This is a genomic window from Burkholderia sp. Z1 (assembly GCF_014893795.1).
GTDB classification, from domain to species: domain Bacteria; phylum Pseudomonadota; class Gammaproteobacteria; order Burkholderiales; family Burkholderiaceae; genus Burkholderia; species Burkholderia theae.
Map to the genome: position 1 here is coordinate 2505590 of NZ_JACFYL010000001.1, position 19119 is coordinate 2524708.

A 19119-nucleotide genomic window follows, 5' to 3' on the forward strand; every position below is an offset into this window, starting at 1 on the left:
TCTCCTTTGTCGACCGGAGTTGGCGCTTTAGCGCCTATTCCGGTCCCATGCTTCGCGGTCGACGGGAGTGAGGGTTTTGGCGCTTACTCCCGTCCCATGCTTTCTTGATAAGCGGCCTTCGCCGAGGTCACCGGTCCATCCAGTATCGCCGCTGGCCGTCGCGATGACGCTCGAAAGCGAACCCGCCATCGGCCGGCGCGACGTCGAACCGCACGGCGCCGTCGCGATCGGTGCGCGGCAGCGGAATCCCGCGCGCCTCGTAACGCGCGAGGACGCTCCGGTGCGGATGCCCGAAACGATTGCGATAGCCTACAGGAAATACCGCGACGCGCGGCCCGACCGAATCGAGGAAAGGCTCGACCGACGACGTGCGGCTGCCGTGGTGCGGAACGACCAGGATCTGCGCAGCCAGCGCGTCGCGCGCGGTGTCCACGAGCCGACGTTCGGCGGGCGCTTCGATGTCGCCCGTCAGCAACGCGGACGTGCCGCCCGCGTCGATGCGCAGCACGCACGATTGCCCGTTCGACGAACCCGTGCCCGGACCGCCGTCCGGCCAGAGCATCGTGAAGACGACGCCGTCCCAGGTCCAGCGCTGCCCGGCCGCGCACGGCAGCCGGTCGGCAACGCCGGCGGCCGCCGCATCGCGCCACAGCCCGCTCTTCGGCGGAATGCCGGCCAGCAGTTGGCGCACGTCGGCTACCGCATAGACGGCCGGCACGCCGCCCGTGTGATCGGCGTGCGCGTGACTGAGCACGAGCGAATCGATCACCGCGATGCCGCGCGAGCGCAACGCCGGCGCGACGATCCGCGCACCGGCGTGGGTCGACTCCGCGCCCGGCCCCGCGTCGAACAGCAAGGTCCGCCGCGCGGTCTCCACCAGCACCGACGCGCCCTGCCCGACGTCGAGCACGGTCAGCCGGAAGCCGCCCGGCGGCGGCGCATCGGCTGCCGGCGCGACGAGCGGCAGCCACGTGAGCGGCGCCGCCCAGCGCAACGGCCAGCCGCGCGGCATCAGCGCCCATGCGACGCCCACGCATGCCAGCGCCAGCACCGGCCAGTCGGGCATGCGCAGCCAGAATACGCCGGCCGGCCAGTCGGCGAGGTGCCCGAGCAGCACCATCATCGGTTCGAGTGCCGCGTGCGCGAGCCGGAACGCGAGCGCATCGAGCGGCGCGGGCAACGCGATGCCGGCCAGCACGATCGGCGTCACGACCGTGCTCACCCACGGAATCGCGAACGCATTGCCGAACGGACCTGACAGGGAAATCTGCGCGAACCACGCCGCCGTCAGCGGCGCGAGACCGATCGTCACCGCGTACTGCACGCGCGTGGCCTCGGCGACACGGCGCGCGGCGCGCGTGCCCCACGCGCGCAACCGGCTCGACAGGTCGGGCGTAGCGTCCCGCTCGACGTCCTCCGCGTCGACCTCGCGCGCCGCGCGCCAGCCGGCAACCGTCAGCAGGATCACGGCGACCGCCCCGAACGACAGCCAGAACCCGGCCGACAGCACGGCCCACGGATCGGCGAGCAGCACGCCGCCGAGTGCCGCGCACCACACCGCGGAGGTCGGCACGCTGCGCCCGGCCAGATACGCGATGCCGCCCGCCGCGATCATCCACCACGCGCGCTGCGCCGGCACGTTGAAGCCGGCGAGCGCCGCATAACCGGCCGCGGCCGCCAGCGCGGCAAGCGACGCCGCGTACGGCGCCGGCAACACGAGCGTCGCGGCCCGCGCGCGCCAGCGCAGGCGCCGCCAGACCATCGCCACGAGCCCGCCCGCGATCGCGCCGACGAGCCCGACATGCAGACCGGAAATCGCGACCAGATGGCTCGTGCCAGTGTTGCGCAACACGCGCCAGTCGTCGTCGCCGATGCCCGACTGGTCGCCGATCGCAAGCGCGGCGACGATACCGCGATGACCGGCGTCGCCCCCGAGCGTCTCGCCGATGCGTGCCCGCAGCGCGTCGCGCAGCCGATCGATCGTTGCACGCCATCCCGCTGCGCGCGCATCGAGCAATGCCGCCCGCCGGGGCGCGCTGACATAACCGATCGCGCGAATGCCTGCGGCAAGCCACGCCGCCTCGCTGTCGCGCACGCCGGGATTGGCCTCGGCGTGCGGGCGCTTCAGGCGCACGACGAAACGCCAGCGCTGCGCGGCACGCAGGTCGGGAAGCGCATCGCGTGTCGCGGATGGGCCATACGCGCGCCACGACAACCGGATCAACGGAGGGAAACGGGCCAGCCCCGCATCGTTCGACTCGACCGCGAGCAGCAGTCGCGCGCCCGTCTCGTCGACGACGGGCAGCCCCCGGATCACGCCGGTGACGACGATGTCGCGCCCTTCCCATTCGACGGGCAGGCTATCGATCAGCCGCCATTCGGCCCGCGCGGCCGCATAGCCGAACCCCGCCACGCAGGCCGCGATTGCGCACACACCCCATCCGAGCGCGACGGTCGCACGCGTGCGCGGGCGACGCATGCACCACGCGCCCAAAGCCATGCAGCCCGCAAGCGCGAGCGCACCGGCCGCCCATCCGATCGCGCCCGGCAACGCCGCCTGCCGCTGCAGCACGACGACGCCGAGCGCGAACGCGATCCACCACACGCGCATCCCGCCTCCTCGTCGACCGGGCGCCGTCCTGACGAATGCGGCGCCTACCAGCAACGATTATGCGGACGAAAGGGCGAGTCGCGGCAGCGCGGCGAGTGCGTTGGCCGAAGTGGATAGACCGAGTGAACTGGCGTCCAGACCGCGCAGTTCGGCGAGCACATCGCCGATGTGCGGCACCTGGTCGGGCGTGTTGCGGGATTTGTACGCCCATTCGGGCGCGATGTCGGGCGCATCCGTCTCGACGACGATCGCGTCGAGCGGCAATTGCGCCGCGAGCCGGCGGATCTGCAGCGCACGCGCGAAGGTCACGTTGCCGCCGAAGCCGAGATGGAGCCCCTGCGCGAGATACGCGTCGGCCTGCTGGAAACTGCCGTTGAAGGCATGCGCGATGCCGCGCCGCACGCCGAACCGGCGCAGCCCGGCGAGCACGCGATCCTGCGACTTGCGCACGTGGCACAGAACGGGCAGGTCGAATTCGCGCGCCAGCTTGAGCTGCCCCTGGTAGAAGAACTGCTGCCGGTCTTCGTCGAGCCCCGGCACGAAGTAGTCGAGGCCGATCTCGCCGATCGCGACGAAACGCGGATCGTCGAGGCTCGCCTCGATCTCCATGCGCAGCCGGTCGAGATCCTCGTCGCGCGCCTGCGGCGTATACATCGGATGGATGCCGAGCGCATAGACCGCGCCCGGTGTGCGCTGCGCGAGTTCGCGCACCGTCGTGAAGTTGTCGCGCCCGATGCTCGGGATCACGATGCGCGACACGCCGGCCGCGCACGCCGCACGCACGACCGCGTCGCGGTCGGCGTCGAACTCGGCGGCATCGAGATGGCAGTGCGTATCGATCCACATGGCAGCATTCCTGCGCCCTTGCGCCGTGCCGGGACGCACCCGGCACCGCGCGAAGGGCGTGCGTTCAAACCGGCAGCGCCGGCTCCTCGTGCAGCACGCCGTCGCGCAGCCGCATGATGCGGTCGCAGCGCGCGGCGAGATCGGGGTCGTGCGTGACGATCACGAAGCTCGTTTCGAGCGTCTCGGACAGTTCGAGCATCAGGTTGAACACCGTGTCGGCCGTCGTGCCATCGAGGTTGCCGGTCGGCTCGTCGGCGAGCACGCATGCCGGCTTCGTGACCAGCGCACGCGCGATCGCGACGCGCTGCCGCTCGCCGCCCGACAGCTCGCCCGGCCGGTGCTTCGCGCGCGGGCCGAGACCGACCCGCTCGAGCATCGTCTGGGCCTGCTCGCGCGCGTCCTCGGTCGTCATCCGGCGGATGCGCAGCGGCATCGCGACGTTGTCGAGCGCGGTGAATTCGGGCAGCAGGTGATGGAACTGGTAGACGAAACCGAGCGCGCGGTTGCGCAACTCGTTGCGCTCGCGTTCGGCCAGTTGCGTAAATGGCTTGCCGAGCAACGACACTTCGCCCGCGCTCGGCTCGTCGAGCCCGCCCAGCACGTGCAGCAGCGTGCTTTTTCCGGAACCCGACGCGCCGACGACCGCGAGCTTCTCGCCGCGGCGCACCGTCAGTTCGGTATTGCTGAGCACCTGCACGTTGAAGCCGCCCTGCACGAACGCCTTCGTGATCCCGCGCGCCTGAAGCACGTATTCCTGCATACCTGCCGAATCCTGTCTGTTGTGTTGTCGTGAATCCCCGAATGTGGTCGCGCGGTCATTCATAGCGGAGCGCCTCCGCCGGCTTCACCTTCGCGCCGCGCCAGCTCGGATAGAGCGTCGCGACGGCCGACAGCACGAACGCGATCAGCCCGATCCGGATCACGTCGCTCGCGACCAGCTCGGACGGCAGCTCGCTGATGAAGTACACGGACGGCGGCAGGAACTGCACGCCGAACAGATGCTCGATCATCGGGATCAGCCACGGGATGCTCCATGCGATCAGGCAGCCGAGCGCGACGCCCGACGCCGTGCCGACGAAGCCGATCGTCACGCCCTGCACGACGAAGATCTTCATGATCGAACCCGGCTGCGCGCCGAGCGTGCGCAGGATCGCGATGTCGGCCTGCTTGTTGGTCACCGTCATCACGAGCGACGACACGAGGTTGAACGCGGCCACCGCGATGATCAGCGTCAGGATGATGAACATCATCCGCTTCTCGATCTGCACGGCCGAGAACCACGTCTTGTTCTGCTGGGTCCAGTCGCGGATGTACAGGCTGCCCGACAGCGTATGCGACAGCTCGACCGCGACCTGCGGCGCCTTCTGCATGTCCGTCAGCCGCAACCGCACGCCGGTCGGCGCGGACATCCGGAACAGCGCCTCGGCGTCGCGGATGTTGATCATCGCGAGCGTGCTGTCGTATTCGTAGTGGCCCGACTCGAACACGCCGACCACCGTGAACTGCTTCAGGCGCGGCATCATGCCGGCCGGCGTGATCGAGCCCTCGGGCGCGACGAGCGTGACCTTGTCGCCGACCGTCACGCCGAGGTTGCCAGCGAGCGCATCGCCGAGCACGATGCCGAACTGGCCCGGCACGAGCGCGGCGAGCTGCCCGGCCTTCATGTCCTTGCCGATGTCGGACACCTGCGGCTCGAGCGTCGGCTCGACGCCGCGCAGCATCACGCCGCTCACCGCGTCCTGGCGCGTGAGCAGCGCCTGCGCATCGACGTACGGCGCCGCGCCGACGACCGACGGATTGCGGCGCGCTTCCTGCGCGGTCAGTTGCCAGTCGGGCATCGAGCCCGTCGGCGAGAACACCTCGACGTGCGCGAGCACCGACAGCATGCGGTCGCGCACTTCCTTCTGGAAGCCGTTCATCACCGACAGCACGACGATCAGCGCCGCGACGCCGAGCGCGATCCCGAGCATCGACACGAGCGCGATGAAGGAAATGAAGCCGTTGCCGGTCGTGCGTTTGCCGGCGCGCGTGTAGCGCCAGCCGATCTGCCATTCATACGGAAGTTTCAAGCGAATCCTTTCTGCTGGTTACGGCGGGGAGACGCCCCGCGGCCGGACCGCCGCCCGGCGGCGGCCACCGGCCCGGGCACGGTCGGAAAAACGGCCGCCGGACGCGAACGGGCCGTCAGCCGGCCCGATCACGCGCGCAGTTTGCCATACAATGCGCACCATCATGCACGACCGACGCCTCCATTTTCTCGTTCCGTTCGCGCTGCCGTCGGCGGCCGATGCGGCCTCGTCCCTGCACACGCTGGACAGCCCCGCGCTCGAAAAGTTGCTCGCCCGCGCGAGTCTCGTCGAGCGCGTGGCCGGCGAGGACTTCCAGCGCACGCTGCCGCACGAGCGCTGGCTGGCCCGCCAGTTCGGCGCGACCCGGGGCAACGCCGCGGACGAAGCGCCGCTCGCGCCCTACATGCTGCTGGCGGACGGCGGCGACCCCGGCGCGCAAGCGTGGGCGTGCGTCGAGCCCGTGCACGTCGAAATCGCGCACGATCACCTCGTGCTCGTCGATCCGGCCGCTCTCGCGCTCGACGACGGCGACGCCGCCGCACTGCTCGCGGTCGCGCGGCCGCTGATCGAGGAGCTCGGCGTACGGCTCGAAGCGCCGAACCCGGCGCGCTGGTACCTGTCGAGCGAACAGCTCGCCCGGCTCGCCGGCGCCGCGCCGCTGCGCGCGAGCGGCCGCAACATCGAGATCTGGCTGCCGCACGAGGCCCACACGGGCGAGCGCTCTCGGATGTGGATGAAACTGCAGAACGAGGTGCAGATGGCCTGGTTCCAGCACCCGGTCAACGAAGCCCGCGAGGCGCGCGGCCTGCCGGCCGTCAATTCGATCTGGTTCCATGCGCAGGGCACGCTGAAGCCGGTCGGCAAGCCGTTCGCGCGCGTGCTGTCCGAATCGCCCGCGGCGCTCGGCCTCGCGCGCGCCGCGCAAGCCGAAGCCGGCCCTGCCCCGGCCGCGTTCGGCGCACTGCCCGCCGCCGACGGCGCGACGCTCGTCGAACTGCCGGCGCTCACCACCCCGTTCATCGAGCAGGACTGGGCACGCTGGCACGACGGGCTTGCCGCGCTCGAGCGCGACTGGTTCGCACCGGCCCTCGCCGCGCTGCAGGACGGCGCGCTGGCAAGCGTCGATTTCACGCTGTGCGGCGACACGAGTTCCGTGACGCTGCACGCGACGCGCGGCGACCTGCGCAAGTTCTGGCGCCGCCGCGCGCTTGCCTCCCTGTTCGAATAACAAGCAGAGCCCGAATGACCCGGATCGTTACCCGCCCCGTCGCGCCCGCCGACGCAGAAGTGCTCGCGCGTCACGGCCTGCATCCCGTGCTCGCGCGCCTTTACGCGTCGCGCGGCGTGCAGTCCCCGACCGACATCGAGACCGCGCTCGCGCGCCTCGTTCCGCCCACCGAGCTGAAAGGCTGCGCCGACGCGGCGTCGCTGCTCGCCGACGCGATCGCCGACCAGCGACGCCTGCTGGTCGTCGCCGACTACGACTGCGACGGCGCGACCGCATGCGCGGTCGCGGTGCGCGGCCTGCGCATGTTCGGCGCGCAAATCGACTACCTGGTGCCGAACCGCTTCGAATACGGCTACGGCCTCACGCCCGAGATCGTCGAACTCGCGGCCGCGCGCAAGCCCGATCTGCTGATCACCGTCGACAACGGGATCGCGAGCGTCGCGGGCGTCGAAGCCGCGAACGCGCGCGGCATCGACGTGCTCGTGACCGACCACCACCTGCCCGGCGACGCGCTGCCCGCCGCCCGTGCGATCGTCAACCCGAATCAGCCCGGCTGCGCGTTCCCGAGCAAGAATATCGCCGGCGTCGGCGTGATGTTCTACGTGCTGCTCGCGCTGCGTGCCGAGCTGCGCCGCCGCGGCGCATTCGCGAGCAAGGAAGCCGAGCCGCGCCTCGACGGCCTGCTCGACCTCGTCGCGCTCGGCACCGTCGCCGACGTCGTACGGCTCGACGGCAACAATCGCGTGCTCGTCGCACAGGGGCTGCAGCGCATCCGCAACGGCCGCATGCAGCCGGGCATCGCCGCGCTGTTCCGCGCCGCCGCGCGCGAAGCGCGCACCGCGTCGGGCTTCGACCTCGGCTTCGGCCTCGGCCCGCGACTGAACGCCGCGGGGCGGCTCTCCGACATGTCGCTCGGCATCGAGTGCCTGATCACCGACGACATCGGCCGCGCGTGGGATCTCGCGCAGCAGCTCGACGTGATGAACCGCGAGCGCCGCGAGATCGAGGCCGGCATGCAGCAGCAGGCGCTCGCCGATCTCGCCGACGTCGACCCGGCCGACGCGTGCACGATCACGCTGTTCAACCCCGAATGGCACCAGGGCGTGATCGGCATCGTCGCCGGCCGGCTCAAGGAAAAATTCCACCGCCCGTCGTTCACGTTCGCGCACGCCGACGAGGAAGGCAAGCGCGTCAAGGGTTCGGGCCGGTCGATCGCCGGTTTTCACCTGCGCGACGCGCTCGACCTCGTGTCGAAACGCGAACCGGACTTGATCGTCGCGTTCGGCGGCCATGCGATGGCGGCCGGCCTCACACTCGACACCGAGAACGTGCCGCGCTTCGCGGCCGCGTTCGAAGCGGTCGCACGCGAATGGCTGTCCGACGACGCGCTCGCCCGCGTGATCGAGACCGACGGCGAACTCGAGGACGCATATTTCACGCCGCAGTTCGTCGGGCTGCTCGACGAGGCCGTCTGGGGGCAAGGTTTTCCGGCCCCGCTTTTCTCGGGCGAATTCGACGTCGTGTCGCAGTCGCTCGTGAAGGACAAGCACCTGAAGCTGCAGCTTGCGCGCGGCCGCCAGCGCTTCAACGCGATCTGGTTCAACCACACCGAGCCGCTGCCGGCGAGCGCGCTGATCGCATACCGCCTCGTCGCCGACACGTGGAACGGCGTCACGCGCGTCCAGCTGATCGTCGAGCACGCGGCCGGCTGAGCGCGGGCCGCCCGGCCCGCGGTGCCCGCCAACGTATGCCTGCCGCGCCGGACGGGGCCGCGGCGCACATGCGGGCACCATTCGCGTCACCGGGCAACCCTGCCGATCGGCTATAATTCCGCTTTTTTACGAAGCAAGAATAGCGAGCGATCATGGAAGCGGAACGTCTCAACGCGATCGAAAGCTCCCTGCTCGACCTGCGCAACCGCGCGGGCGAGCTCCGGGGGTATCTTTGACTACGACGCCAAAGCTGCGCGTCTGATTGAAGTCAACAAGGAACTGGAAGACCCGAACGTCTGGAGCGATTCGAAGAACGCCCAGGCACTCGGCCGCGAAAAGAAGCTGCTCGACGGCGTCGTCTCGACGCTGACGGTGCTCGATAGCGACCTGCGCGACGCGCTCGACCTGTTCGAGATGGCTCGCGAGGAAGGCGACGAGGATACCCTCGTCGCGTCGGAAGACGATGCCGCGAAGCTCGAAGCACGCGTCGGCGACATCGAGTTCCGCCGGATGTTCTCGAACCCGGCCGACCCGAACAACTGCTTCATCGACATTCAGGCCGGCGCCGGCGGCACCGAGGCGTGCGACTGGGCGTCGATGCTGCTGCGCCAGTACCTGCGCTACTGCGAACGCAAGGGCTTCAAGGCCGAGGTGCTCGAAGAGTCCGACGGCGACGTCGCCGGCATCAAGAACGCCACGGTCAAGGTCTCGGGCGAATACGCGTACGGCTACCTGCGCACCGAAACGGGCATTCACCGCCTCGTGCGCAAGTCGCCGTTCGATTCGTCGGGCGGCCGCCACACGTCGTTCTCGTCGGTGTTCGTGTATCCGGAAATCGACGACTCGATCGAAGTCGAGGTGAACCCGGCCGACCTGCGCATCGACACCTACCGCGCGTCGGGCGCGGGCGGCCAGCACATCAACAAGACCGACTCGGCCGTGCGGATCACGCACATGCCGACCGGCATCGTCGTGCAGTGCCAGAACGACCGCTCGCAGCACCGCAACCGCGCCGAAGCGATGGCGATGCTGAAGTCGCGCCTGTACGAAGCCGAAATGCGCAAGCGTCAGGCCGAGCAGGACAAGCTCGAGTCGAGCAAGACCGACGTGGGCTGGGGTCACCAGATCCGCTCGTACGTGCTCGACCAGAGCCGTGTGAAGGACCTGCGCACGAACGTCGAAATGAGCAACACCCGCGCGGTGCTCGACGGCGATCTCGACGACTTCATCAGCGCGAGCCTCAAACAGGGCGTGTAAGCGCCGCGGCGCGGCCTGGCCGCGCCGCCCTTCCCGTTTGCGTTGCCGCACCAATCCGAATTCCGACCATCATGACCGAACCGACCCAAACGCAGCCCGCCGTCGCAGCGGACGAAAACCAGATCATCGCCGAGCGCCGCGAGAAGCTGCGCGCCTTGCGCGAGCAAGGCGTCGCCTACCCGAACGATTTCCGGCCGACGCATCACGCGGCCGATCTCCAGGTGAAATTCGCCGACTCGGACAAGGCCGCGCTCGAAGCGAACCCGGTCGAGGTGTCGGTCGCCGGCCGCATGATGCTCAAGCGCGTGATGGGCAAGGCGAGCTTCGCGACGGTGCAGGACGGTTCGGGCCAGATCCAGTTCTTCGTGACGCCGAACGACGTCGGCGCGGAAACCTACGACGCATTCAAGAAGTGGGACCTCGGCGACATCGTCGCCGCGCGCGGCGTGCTGTTCCGCACCAACAAGGGCGAGCTGTCGGTCCAGTGCAAGGAGCTGCGCCTGCTGTCGAAGGCGCTGCGTCCGCTGCCGGACAAGTTCCACGGCCTCTCCGACCAGGAAATGCGCTACCGCCAGCGCTACGTCGACCTGATCGTCACGCCGGAAACGCGCGACACGTTCCGCGCACGCACCAAGACGATCGCGTCGATCCGCAAGTTCATGGACTCGGCCGACTTCATGGAAGTCGAGACGCCGATGCTGCACCCGATCCCGGGCGGCGCAACGGCCAAGCCCTTCGTCACGCATCACAACGCGCTCGACATGCAGATGTTCCTGCGCATCGCGCCGGAGCTGTACCTGAAGCGCCTGATCGTCGGCGGCTTCGAGCGCGTGTTCGAGATCAACCGTAACTTCCGGAACGAAGGCGTGTCGCCGCGTCACAACCCGGAATTCACGATGATGGAGTTCTACGCCGCGTACACCGACTATCGCTGGCTGATGGACTTCACCGAGCAGCTGATCCGCCAGGCGGCGATCGATGCGCTCGGCACCGCGACGATCCAGTACCAGGGCCGCGAGCTCGACCTCGCGAAGCCGTTCCATCGGCTGACGATCACGCAGGCGATCCAGAAGTACGCGCCGCAGTACACCGACGGCCAGCTGTCGGACGACGCGTTCGTGCGCACCGAACTGAAGCGCTTCGGCGTCGACGTGTCGCAGCCGGCGTTCCTGAACGCAGGCATCGGCGCGCTGCAGCTCGCGCTGTTCGAGGAAACGGCCGAAGCACAACTCTGGGAGCCGACGTTCATCATCGACTATCCGGTCGAGGTGTCGCCGCTCGCACGCGCATCGGATACGGTGCCGGGCATCACCGAGCGTTTCGAGCTGTTCATGACCGGCCGCGAGATCGCGAACGGCTTCTCCGAGCTGAACGATCCGGAAGACCAGGCCGCGCGCTTCAAGAAGCAGGTCGAGCAGAAGGATGCGGGCGACGAGGAAGCGATGTTCTTCGACGCCGACTACATCCGCGCGCTCGAATACGGGATGCCTCCGACCGGCGGCTGCGGGATCGGCATCGACCGTCTCGTGATGCTGCTGACCGACAGCCCGACGATCCGCGACGTGCTGCTGTTCCCCCATCTGCGCCGCGAAGACTGACCGCCGCGCCCGCGTGTGCGCCGCGCCCCGCGGCGCGCACGCATCAGCTTTGTAACGACGCGTAAATCCCGCCAGCCGGCGTCCGCCGGCTTTCGATCCTACCCCGTTTTATTCCCTCATCGCGACGACCTGCCCCGGGTTTTCCCGGTCACGATCGCCAGCGCGCTGCTGCAATTCGTTACACCTTGATACGGTGCGCGCCGCGCCGGTATACGACACTCCGTTTGCGTCACCACGCATGACCACGGGACCAGAACAAGGCGCAGGAACGCCAAGTCTGCTCGCTCCCGAAGCGTGGGATCCGGCCCGGCGCCGACGTGCCGACACGGATCGACATCGGAGAAAAAAATGGACAACCAGAATCAGACCACGCCGCAAAAGCAACGCCTCCACCCGCTCATCGCCACCGCCGCCGGTGCCGTCATCGTCGCCAGCCTCGCGGCGACGGCAGCGATCACGGGCGTCTTCCCGAAGGCCAGCAGCAGCAACGAACAGAACGGCCAGACCCAGGCCGCGCTGATCGCGTCGCAGCCGGCCGTCGATACGGCCGCAGCGGCAAGCGCCGCGCTGGCCGCGCAAGCCCAGCAGCAGGCAGCCGAACAGGCAGCCGCGCAAGCCGCCGCGCAGCAAAAGGCGATCGCGCAGGCCGAACCGAAGCCCGCGCCGCGCCCGGCGACGACGCACCGCCGTCACACTGCAGCCCCGCAGCCGCCGCAATACGCGCAGCAGCCGTCGGCGCCTGCCCAGACCTACTGCCAGAGCTGCGGCACGGTCGTCGCGATCACGCAGACGCGCACGCCGGGCCAGAGCTCGGGGATCGGCGCCGTGGGCGGCGCCGCGGCCGGCGGCCTGCTCGGCAACCAGTTCGGCCACGGTAACGGCCGCACCGCGATGACGATCATCGGCGCGCTGGGCGGCGGCCTCGCCGGCAACCAGGTCGAGAAGCAGGTGCGCGCGGAAACCGACTATCAGGTGCAAGTGCAGATGGAAAGCGGCGCAACGCGCACGTTCACGTACCACAACGCACCGCCGTTCGGCCAGGGCCAGCGCGTGCGGGTCGAGAACGGCACGCTGGTCGGCGCGTAAGCGTCCGCTGCCCGCGTGTCGTACGTGGGCGGCGCGACCTGAAAACAAAAACGGCTCGTGATTGCTCACGAGCCGTTTTTTTATCGCAGGCCAGGTGCGCCATTCCGGCGCACGCCGTGCTCAGTCCTCTTCGTCGAAGTCCGATTCGTCGATCCAGTGCGCCTGGATCGCTTCGAGGATCTTCTCGCCGGAGTGCTTCGGATCGTCGTCGAAGCCGTCGAGTTCGAGCACCCATTGGCGCAGGTCGACGAAGTTGATCCGCTGCGGGTCGATGTCCGGGTGCTTGTCCGCCAGCGCAATCGCTATTTCACGCGAATCGGTCCATTTCATCGCCTGCCTCCGGTTCCTGTCAGTGGTTTTCCTTCGCGTGGTTGATCGAGTACTTCGGAATCTCGACCACCAGGTCCGAATCTTCCTTCACAATCGCCTGGCACGACAGGCGCGACGTCGGCTCGAGGCCCCACGCCTTGTCCAGCAGATCGTCCTCGTCCTCCTCGGACGGCGTCAGATCGTTGAAGCCTTCGCGGATCACCACGTGGCACGTCGTGCACGCGCACGACTTCTCGCATGCATGCTCGATCTCGATCCCATGGTCGAGCAGGTTGTCGCAGATACTCTTGCCGGGCGTCGCGTCGATCACTGCACCGTCCGGGCACAGTTCGACGTGAGGCAGCACCACCAGTTGAGGCATGTCCGTTCCGTCAGTCAGGGTGCGGCGGCGGGCGCCGCACGGTTCATTATCGCGCGGGCCGTCGCCGGCCGATGCGCAGTTCGTAGATTCAGATTTCGTCGAGACGGCGGCCCGACAGCGCGCGCTTGATGCTCTTGTCCATCCGGCGCGCCGCGAATTCGTCGGTGCCGTCGGCGAGCGTCTTGGTCGCGGCTTCGATCGCATTCGTATCGTCGCCTTGCGCGACCGCGCGCAGCGCCGCGGCGAGCGCGTCGACCTGCGTGCGCTCGTCCGCATCGAGCAATTCGCCGTCGGCCGCCAGCGCGGCCTGCGTCGCCTCGAGCATCCGCTGGGCCTCGACCTGCGCTTCGCGCAGCGCGCGTGCACGCATGTCGATTTCGGCGGTCTTGAAGCTGTCCTCGAGCATCTTCGCGATGTCGTCGTCGGCAAGGCCGTACGACGGCTTCACGACGACCGACGCCTCGACGCCCGACAGTTGTTCGCGCGCAAACACCGACAGCAGGCCGTCGGCGTCGACCTGATAGGTCACGCGAATCCGCGCGGCGCCGGCCGTCATCGGCGGAATGCCGCGCAGTTCGAAGCGCGCGAGCGACCGGCAGTCGGCGACGAGCTCGCGCTCGCCCTGCACGACGTGGATCGCCATCGCGGTCTGGCCGTCCTTGAAGGTCGTGAATTCCTGCGCGCGCGCGACCGGAATCGTCGAGTTGCGCGGAATGATCTTCTCGACGAGGCCACCCATCGTCTCGACACCGAGCGACAGCGGAATCACGTCGAGCAGCAGCCAGTCGTCGCCGGTGCCGCGGTTGCCCGCGAGCAGGTCGGCCTGGATCGCCGCGCCGAGCGCGACGACCTGGTCCGGATCGAGGTTCACGAGCGGCGGCTGGCCGAAATATTTCGCGACCGCGTCGCGGATCACCGGCATGCGCGTCGCGCCGCCGACGAGCACGACGCCCTTGATGTCGGCCGGCGTCACCTGCGCGTCGCGCAGCGCCTTGCGGGTCGGCGTGAGCGTGCGTTGCACGAGCGGCTCGACGAGCGATGCGAACGTGTCGTGCGAAATCGTCTGCACGAGGTGCTGGCCACCCGACAGCGTCACGTCGAGCGACGCCTGCGGCGCGGACGACAGCGCTTCCTTCAGCACGCGCACGCGATCGAGCAGCAGACGCACGTCCTCGGGCGCCAGCGTCTTCGCATCGATGCCGGCCTGCGCGAGCACCTGACCGAACAGCGCGTGATCGAAATCGTCGCCGCCGAGCGCGGAATCGCCGCCTGCAGCCAGCACTTCGAACACGCCCTTCGTCAGCTTCAGGATCGACAGGTCGAACGTGCCGCCGCCGAGGTCGTACACCGCGTAGAGGCCTTCGGCCGCGTTGTCGAGGCCGTAGGCAATCGCCGCGGCGGTCGGTTCGTTCAGCAGGCGCAGCACGTTGAGGCCCGCGAGGCGCGCGGCATCCTTGGTCGCCTGGCGCTGCGCCTCGTCGAAATACGCGGGCACCGTGATCACCGCGCCGACCAGATCGTCGCCGAGCGAATCCTCGGCGCGATAGCGCAGCGTCGCGAGAATCTCGGCCGACACTTCGACCGGGCTCTTCACGCCGTCGATGGTGCGGATCTGCACCATGCCCGGCGCATCGACGAATTCGTACGGCGCGTTCGCCGCGCCTTCGACCTCGGCCTTGCCGCGGCCCATGAAGCGCTTGACCGACACGATCGTGTTGCGCGGATCGGTCGCGGCCTGCTCTTTCGCTTCGTGACCGATGCGGCGGCCACCCTTCTCGAGGTAACGGACCACCGACGGCAGCAGCACACGGCCCGCTTCGTCCGGCAGAACTTCGGCCACGCTGTTGCGCACGGCCGCGACGAGCGAGTTGGTCGTGCCGAGATCGATCCCGACGGCGAGTCGCCGCTGATGCGGTGCCGGCGCCATGCCCGGTTCGGAAATTTGCAGTAAAGCCATCTTGGTTCGTTCGGGCGCTCGGCCCGTTTGCTGCGCGTGCCGCAAGGCACGCGGTTAAGTTTCGAGGCGCTCGATCTGCGCGCCCACTTCCGACGCGACCCGTTCGATGAACATCAACTGGCGCACGGCCTCTGCAGCCGCCTGATCGGCACCGCTGTCGAGCAGCGTGCCGAGGCGTTCGACGCGCACGCGCTTCTCGTCGCGCAACTCGGCAAGCAGCGCATCGAGCGCGTCGACATTGCGGGCGGCCGCGGCATCTTCAATGCTTTCGCGCCACTCCATCTGCTGCATCAGGAACGCGGGCTCCATCGCGGTGTTGTTTTCCGCGCCGATGTCGACGCCGCGCAGCGACAGCAGATAGGACGCGCGCTTCAGCGGATCGCGCAACGTGCGATACCCCTCGTTCGCGCGGGTGGCCCATTGCATCGCGATGCGCTTCTGCGCGTCGCCGGCCGCCGCGAAGCGGTCGGGATGCACCTGCGTCTGCACCGTCCGATAGGCGGCGTCGAGCACCGCCTCGTCGAGCGCGAATTGCGCCGGCAGGTGAAACAGGTCGAAGTGGCTGTCTTTCAGCGAGACCATCGTCGCGTTCAATTCCGATTCGTCGCGCGGCAAACGCCGCACATTAAAAAGGCGGCCCGTGCCGCCTCTTGCCCGCATCGCGCGGAGATCCGCGTCACACGCGGAACGATTCGCCGCAGCCGCACTCGTCCTTCACGTTCGGGTTGTTGAACTTGAACCCTTCGTTCAGGCCTTCGCGGGCGAAGTCGAGCTCGGTGCCGTCGATATACGCGAGGCTCTTCGGATCGACGATGACCTTCACGCCATGGCTCTCGAACACCTGATCCTCGGGAGCCAGCTCGTCGACATACTCGAGCTTGTACGCGAGCCCCGAGCACCCGGTCGTGCGAACGCCAAGCCGCAGGCCCACACCCTTGCCGCGACGGACGAGGTATTTCTGGACGTGCTGTGCTGCTTTTTCGGTCAGTGTAATTGCCATGATGTCCTTGCCGCGGCGCGCCACCGGGGTTCGCCGCGTTTCCTTCTGAAGCCGCTCGATGCCGCTCAGGCCGCTGCCTGATCGCCTTCCTTCGTGTCGTGGCGCTTCTTGTAGTCGGCCACGGCTGCCTTGATCGCGTCTTCCGCGAGGATCGAGCAGTGAATCTTCACCGGCGGCAGTGCGAGCTCTTCGGCGATCTGCGTGTTCTTGATCGAGAGCGCTTCGTCGAGCGTCTTGCCCTTCACCCATTCGGTCACGAGCGAGCTCGACGCGATCGCCGAACCGCAACCGTAGGTCTTGAACTTCGCGTCTTCGATCACGCCGTCCGCGCCGACGCGGATTTGCAGCTTCATCACGTCGCCGCAAGCCGGCGCGCCGACCATGCCCGTGCCGACCGTGTCGTCGTCCTTCGCGAACGAACCGACGTTGCGCGGGTTTTCGTAGTGATCCAGAACCTTGTTGCTGTAAGACATGACTCAGACTCCTTGACTCGTTACGTCTGCGTGCGCCAATCCGCCCGCGGGTGCATTCAATGCGGTATTAGTGTGCGGCCCATTCGATCGTCGACAGATCGATGCCTTCCTGGTGCATTTCCCAGAGCGGCGACAGTTCACGCAGCTTCGCGATCTTGCTGTTCAGCAGGTTGATCACGAAGTCGACTTCCTGCTCCGTCGTGAAGCGGCCGACCGTGAAGCGGATCGAGCTGTGTGCGAGCTCGTCGTTGCGGCCGAGCGCACGCAGCACGTACGACGGCTCCAGCGACGCCGACGTGCACGCGGAGCCCGACGACACCGCGACGTCCTTGATCGCCATGATCAGCGACTCGCCTTCGACGAAGTTGAAACTGATGTTGAGGTTGTGCGGGACACGCTGTTCCATGTCGCCGTTCACGTACGTTTCCTCGATCTGCGACAGGCCGCGCAGCAGCTTGTCGCGCAGCATGCGGATGCGCTCGTTCTCGGTCGCCATTTCCTCGCGCGCGATACGGAACGCTTCGCCCATGCCGACGATCTGGTGCGTCGGCAGCGTGCCCGAACGCATGCCGCGCTCGTGGCCACCACCGTGCATCTGCGCTTCGATGCGCACACGCGGCTTGCGGCGCACATACAGCGCACCGATGCCCTTCGGGCCGTAGGTCTTGTGTGCCGAGAACGACATCAGGTCGACCTTCAGCGTCGCGAGGTCGATCGTGACCTTGCCGGTCGATTGCGCGGCGTCGACGTGGAAAATGATGCCCTTCTCGCGGCAGATCTCACCGATCGTCTCGATGTCCTGGATCACGCCGATCTCGTTGTTCACGTGCATCACGGACACGAGAATCGTGTCGGGGCGCAGCGCGGCCTTGAGCACGTCGAGGTCGATCAGGCCATCATCCTTCACGTCGAGGTAGGTGACTTCGAAACCGTCGCGCTCGAGCTCGCGGCACGTGTCGAGCACGGCCTTGTGCTCGGTCTTCACCGTGATGATGTGCTTGCCCTTGCCCTTGTAGAAGTTCGCGGCACCCTTGATGGCGAGGTTGTCCGACTCCGTTGCGCCGGACGTCCAGATGATCTCGCGCGGATCCGCGTTCACGAGCGCGGCCACCTGCTCGCGCGCTTCCTCGACCGCGCGCTCCGCGTCCCAGCCGTATGCGTGGCTGCGCGACGCCGGGTTGCCGAACTGCTCGCGCAGGTACGGCACCATCTTGTCGACCACGCGCGGATCGACGGGCGTCGTCGCGCTGTAATCCATATAGATGGGCAGGTGGAGAGTCTCTTGGGTCATCTGTCGCTCCGGGTATTCTGTGCAGGGACTATGTGCGTTATGGGGTATGGCGGGCGCGTTGGCGCTCACGAACTCGCGATGTTGAACACCGAATTGGGGCCAAGCGGCATCGTGCGCACCGGCTCGGCCGGCGCGGCGACGGGCTCCGCCGTGCGCCGATCGCGCAGCACCGCGGGGGCACCCTCGCGTGCGCGCTGCTGATCGACGAGATCCTGCAGCGACACCGAATCGAGGTATTCGACCATCTTCTGGTTGAGCGTCGACCACAGCTCGTGCGTCATGCAATGGCCGTCGGGCTGCTTCGAGCCGTCGCACGTGCCTTTGCCGCCGCACTGCGTGGCGTCGAGCGGCTCATCGACCGCGATGATGATGTCGGCAACGGTGACGTCCTGCGCGCGACGCGCGAGGTTGTAGCCGCCGCCCGGGCCGCGCACGGATTCGACGATTTCATGCCTGCGCAGCTTGCCGAACAGCTGTTCGAGATACGAGAGCGAAATCCGCTGGCGCTGGCTGATGCCTGCAAGCGTCACCGGGCCCTGCTCCTGGCGCAGTGCCAAGTCAATCATCGCCGTGACGGCGAAACGGCCTTTGGTGGTGAGTCTCATGGTGTCTAGGGGACTGCAATCTTGACGATTTTGGTCAAGTATAAATATTTGACAGATTTAGTCAAGTATCCATGCCTTTGATAGGGTATTCGCAGATCGCTGAATACCGCGCGATCAACGCTCCGTGCGGGCCCGAAGCGTCTCCAGCAGGCCCGCGCACGCGCGTTCGACCTGATCGAGCACCTGTTCGAAGCCCTGCGCGCCGCCGAAATACGGATCGGCCACTTCGGTTTCGGTCGTGTCCGCCGCGAATTCCATCAGCAGGCGCACCTTGTCGCGATGCTGCGGCGGGCAGCGCCGGTGCAATTCCGCGAGATTGGCTTCGTCCATCGCGAGCAACAGGTCGAAACGCTCGAAATCGGCCGCACTCACCTGCCGCGCGCGCAGCGCCGACAGATCGTAGCCACGGCTGTGCGCGGCGGCCTGTGCACGCGTGTCGGGCGGCTCGCCCACGTGCCAGTCGCCGGTGCCGGCCGAATCGATCGCGATCCGGTCGGCCAGCGCGGCCGCGTCGACCTGATGGCGCATCACGCCTTCCGCGGTGGGCGAACGGCAGATGTTGCCGAGGCAGACGAAACAAATCGCAACGCGGGTCATCGCACTATCGAAAAGCCGCGGCGGACCGCGTGGGAGAGGAGCACGCCATTATACAAAGGCGCCCGAAATCGCGCCGCCGCGCAAAGCGACGGCGCCGT

General features: G+C 67.9%; 18 protein-coding genes. 5 read left to right on the forward strand and 13 right to left on the reverse strand.

The features are described 5' to 3' along the window. Positions 1-127: 127 nt before the first annotated feature. The 4 genes from H3H55_RS11600 to H3H55_RS11615 all read right to left on the reverse strand — a co-directional run bounded on the left by H3H55_RS11600 (position 128) and on the right by H3H55_RS11615 (position 5526). Positions 128-2611: a DNA internalization-related competence protein ComEC/Rec2 gene (locus H3H55_RS11600; RefSeq protein WP_193098682.1), complete on the reverse strand. Its 2484-nt coding sequence runs from the start codon at positions 2609-2611 to the stop codon at positions 128-130. A gap of 57 nt (positions 2612-2668) precedes the next feature. Next, positions 2669-3457, reverse strand: a complete 789-nt coding sequence (locus tag H3H55_RS11605) for a TatD family hydrolase (protein ID WP_193098683.1) — start codon at positions 3455-3457, stop codon at positions 2669-2671. 64 nt (positions 3458-3521) lie between these two features. Continuing rightward, positions 3522-4280, reverse strand: a complete 759-nt coding sequence (gene lolD, locus H3H55_RS11610; RefSeq protein WP_193098684.1) for a lipoprotein-releasing ABC transporter ATP-binding protein LolD — start codon at positions 4278-4280, stop codon at positions 3522-3524. Further along, positions 4273-5526 carry a lipoprotein-releasing ABC transporter permease subunit gene (locus H3H55_RS11615; protein ID WP_048248753.1) on the reverse strand — a complete coding sequence of 418 codons (1254 nt, stop codon included), beginning with the start codon at positions 5524-5526 and terminating at the stop codon, positions 4273-4275. The genes lolD and H3H55_RS11615 overlap by 8 nt, the downstream gene beginning before the upstream one ends. Positions 5527-5689: 163 nt before the next feature. On the opposite strand from H3H55_RS11615, the gene H3H55_RS11620 reads away from it, so the two are divergent. From H3H55_RS11620 to H3H55_RS11640, 5 genes are all read left to right on the forward strand, one after another. Beyond that, positions 5690-6754: a regulator gene (locus H3H55_RS11620; protein WP_129512491.1), complete on the forward strand. Its 1065-nt coding sequence runs from the start codon at positions 5690-5692 to the stop codon at positions 6752-6754. Positions 6755-6768: 14 nt separating this feature from the next. Next, a complete protein-coding gene (gene recJ, locus H3H55_RS11625) occupies positions 6769-8466 on the forward strand; it encodes a single-stranded-DNA-specific exonuclease RecJ (protein ID WP_129512492.1) in 1698 nt (565 codons plus the stop codon). A gap of 152 nt (positions 8467-8618) precedes the next feature. Beyond that, positions 8619-9723 (forward strand): peptide chain release factor 2 gene (gene prfB / locus H3H55_RS11630; RefSeq protein WP_193098685.1). Its coding sequence is split into 2 segments (ribosomal slippage): positions 8619-8699 and positions 8701-9723, totalling 1104 coding nucleotides; the frame shifts between segments, so codons are not numbered across the junction. A gap of 71 nt (positions 9724-9794) precedes the next feature. After that, positions 9795-11321, forward strand: coding sequence for a lysine--tRNA ligase (gene lysS, locus H3H55_RS11635; RefSeq protein WP_129512494.1), 1527 nt, complete (start codon positions 9795-9797; stop codon positions 11319-11321). A 348-nt stretch (positions 11322-11669) separates the two neighbouring features. After that, positions 11670-12407 carry a glycine zipper 2TM domain-containing protein gene (locus H3H55_RS11640; protein ID WP_129512495.1) on the forward strand — a complete coding sequence of 246 codons (738 nt, stop codon included), beginning with the start codon at positions 11670-11672 and terminating at the stop codon, positions 12405-12407. Positions 12408-12527: 120 nt separating this feature from the next. On the opposite strand, the gene iscX is transcribed toward H3H55_RS11640, so the two are convergent. The 9 genes from iscX to H3H55_RS11685 form a co-directional block, all read right to left on the reverse strand. Further along, positions 12528-12737, reverse strand: coding sequence for a Fe-S cluster assembly protein IscX (iscX, locus tag H3H55_RS11645; protein ID WP_010091957.1), 210 nt, complete (start codon positions 12735-12737; stop codon positions 12528-12530). Between the two features lie 19 nt (positions 12738-12756). After that, on the reverse strand, positions 12757-13098 hold the full coding sequence (gene fdx, locus H3H55_RS11650) for an ISC system 2Fe-2S type ferredoxin (protein ID WP_006478392.1): 342 nt from the start codon (positions 13096-13098) through the stop codon (positions 12757-12759). 88 nt (positions 13099-13186) lie between these two features. Next, positions 13187-15055, reverse strand: a complete 1869-nt coding sequence (hscA, locus tag H3H55_RS11655) for a Fe-S protein assembly chaperone HscA (protein ID WP_193098686.1) — start codon at positions 15053-15055, stop codon at positions 13187-13189. 54 nt (positions 15056-15109) lie between these two features. Next, positions 15110-15637, reverse strand: a complete 528-nt coding sequence (gene hscB, locus H3H55_RS11660; RefSeq protein ID WP_048248918.1) for a Fe-S protein assembly co-chaperone HscB — start codon at positions 15635-15637, stop codon at positions 15110-15112. A 94-nt stretch (positions 15638-15731) separates the two neighbouring features. Further along, complete coding sequence (iscA, locus tag H3H55_RS11665; protein WP_014896627.1) at positions 15732-16055, reverse strand: iron-sulfur cluster assembly protein IscA; 324 nt, start codon at positions 16053-16055, stop codon at positions 15732-15734. A 65-nt stretch (positions 16056-16120) separates the two neighbouring features. Further along, positions 16121-16528, reverse strand: a complete 408-nt coding sequence (iscU, locus tag H3H55_RS11670) for a Fe-S cluster assembly scaffold IscU (protein WP_006481982.1) — start codon at positions 16526-16528, stop codon at positions 16121-16123. 67 nt (positions 16529-16595) lie between these two features. Then, a complete protein-coding gene (locus H3H55_RS11675; RefSeq protein ID WP_193098687.1) occupies positions 16596-17819 on the reverse strand; it encodes an IscS subfamily cysteine desulfurase in 1224 nt (407 codons plus the stop codon). A gap of 65 nt (positions 17820-17884) precedes the next feature. After that, positions 17885-18424 carry a Fe-S cluster assembly transcriptional regulator IscR gene (gene iscR / locus H3H55_RS11680; RefSeq protein WP_048248765.1) on the reverse strand — a complete coding sequence of 180 codons (540 nt, stop codon included), beginning with the start codon at positions 18422-18424 and terminating at the stop codon, positions 17885-17887. Between the two features lie 114 nt (positions 18425-18538). Next, positions 18539-19021, reverse strand: a complete 483-nt coding sequence (locus tag H3H55_RS11685; RefSeq protein WP_193098688.1) for a low molecular weight protein-tyrosine-phosphatase — start codon at positions 19019-19021, stop codon at positions 18539-18541. Positions 19022-19119 lie beyond the last annotated feature (98 nt).

What these genes read in the sequence shown, in the direction of transcription:
- hscA (WP_193098686.1), bottom strand. Translation starts at nt 15,055, where the DNA reads ATGGCTTTACTGCAAATTTCCGAACCGGGCATGGCGCCGGCACCGCAT.
- iscR (WP_048248765.1), bottom strand. Translation starts at nt 18,424, where the DNA reads ATGAGACTCACCACCAAAGGCCGTTTCGCCGTCACGGCGATGATTGAC.
- iscX (WP_010091957.1), bottom strand. Translation starts at nt 12,737, where the DNA reads ATGAAATGGACCGATTCGCGTGAAATAGCGATTGCGCTGGCGGACAAG.
- hscB (WP_048248918.1), bottom strand. Translation starts at nt 15,637, where the DNA reads ATGGTCTCGCTGAAAGACAGCCACTTCGACCTGTTTCACCTGCCGGCG.
- lysS (WP_129512494.1), top strand. Translation starts at nt 9,795, where the DNA reads ATGACCGAACCGACCCAAACGCAGCCCGCCGTCGCAGCGGACGAAAAC.
- H3H55_RS11675 (WP_193098687.1), bottom strand. Translation starts at nt 17,819, where the DNA reads ATGACCCAAGAGACTCTCCACCTGCCCATCTATATGGATTACAGCGCG.
- H3H55_RS11605 (WP_193098683.1), bottom strand. Translation starts at nt 3,457, where the DNA reads ATGTGGATCGATACGCACTGCCATCTCGATGCCGCCGAGTTCGACGCC.
- iscU (WP_006481982.1), bottom strand. Translation starts at nt 16,528, where the DNA reads ATGTCTTACAGCAACAAGGTTCTGGATCACTACGAAAACCCGCGCAAC.
- H3H55_RS11640 (WP_129512495.1), top strand. Translation starts at nt 11,670, where the DNA reads ATGGACAACCAGAATCAGACCACGCCGCAAAAGCAACGCCTCCACCCG.
- recJ (WP_129512492.1), top strand. Translation starts at nt 6,769, where the DNA reads ATGACCCGGATCGTTACCCGCCCCGTCGCGCCCGCCGACGCAGAAGTG.
- lolD (WP_193098684.1), bottom strand. Translation starts at nt 4,280, where the DNA reads ATGAATGACCGCGCGACCACATTCGGGGATTCACGACAACACAACAGA.
- fdx (WP_006478392.1), bottom strand. Translation starts at nt 13,098, where the DNA reads ATGCCTCAACTGGTGGTGCTGCCTCACGTCGAACTGTGCCCGGACGGT.
- iscA (WP_014896627.1), bottom strand. Translation starts at nt 16,055, where the DNA reads ATGGCAATTACACTGACCGAAAAAGCAGCACAGCACGTCCAGAAATAC.
- H3H55_RS11685 (WP_193098688.1), bottom strand. Translation starts at nt 19,021, where the DNA reads ATGACCCGCGTTGCGATTTGTTTCGTCTGCCTCGGCAACATCTGCCGT.
- H3H55_RS11620 (WP_129512491.1), top strand. Translation starts at nt 5,690, where the DNA reads ATGCACGACCGACGCCTCCATTTTCTCGTTCCGTTCGCGCTGCCGTCG.
- H3H55_RS11600 (WP_193098682.1), bottom strand. Translation starts at nt 2,611, where the DNA reads ATGCGCGTGTGGTGGATCGCGTTCGCGCTCGGCGTCGTCGTGCTGCAG.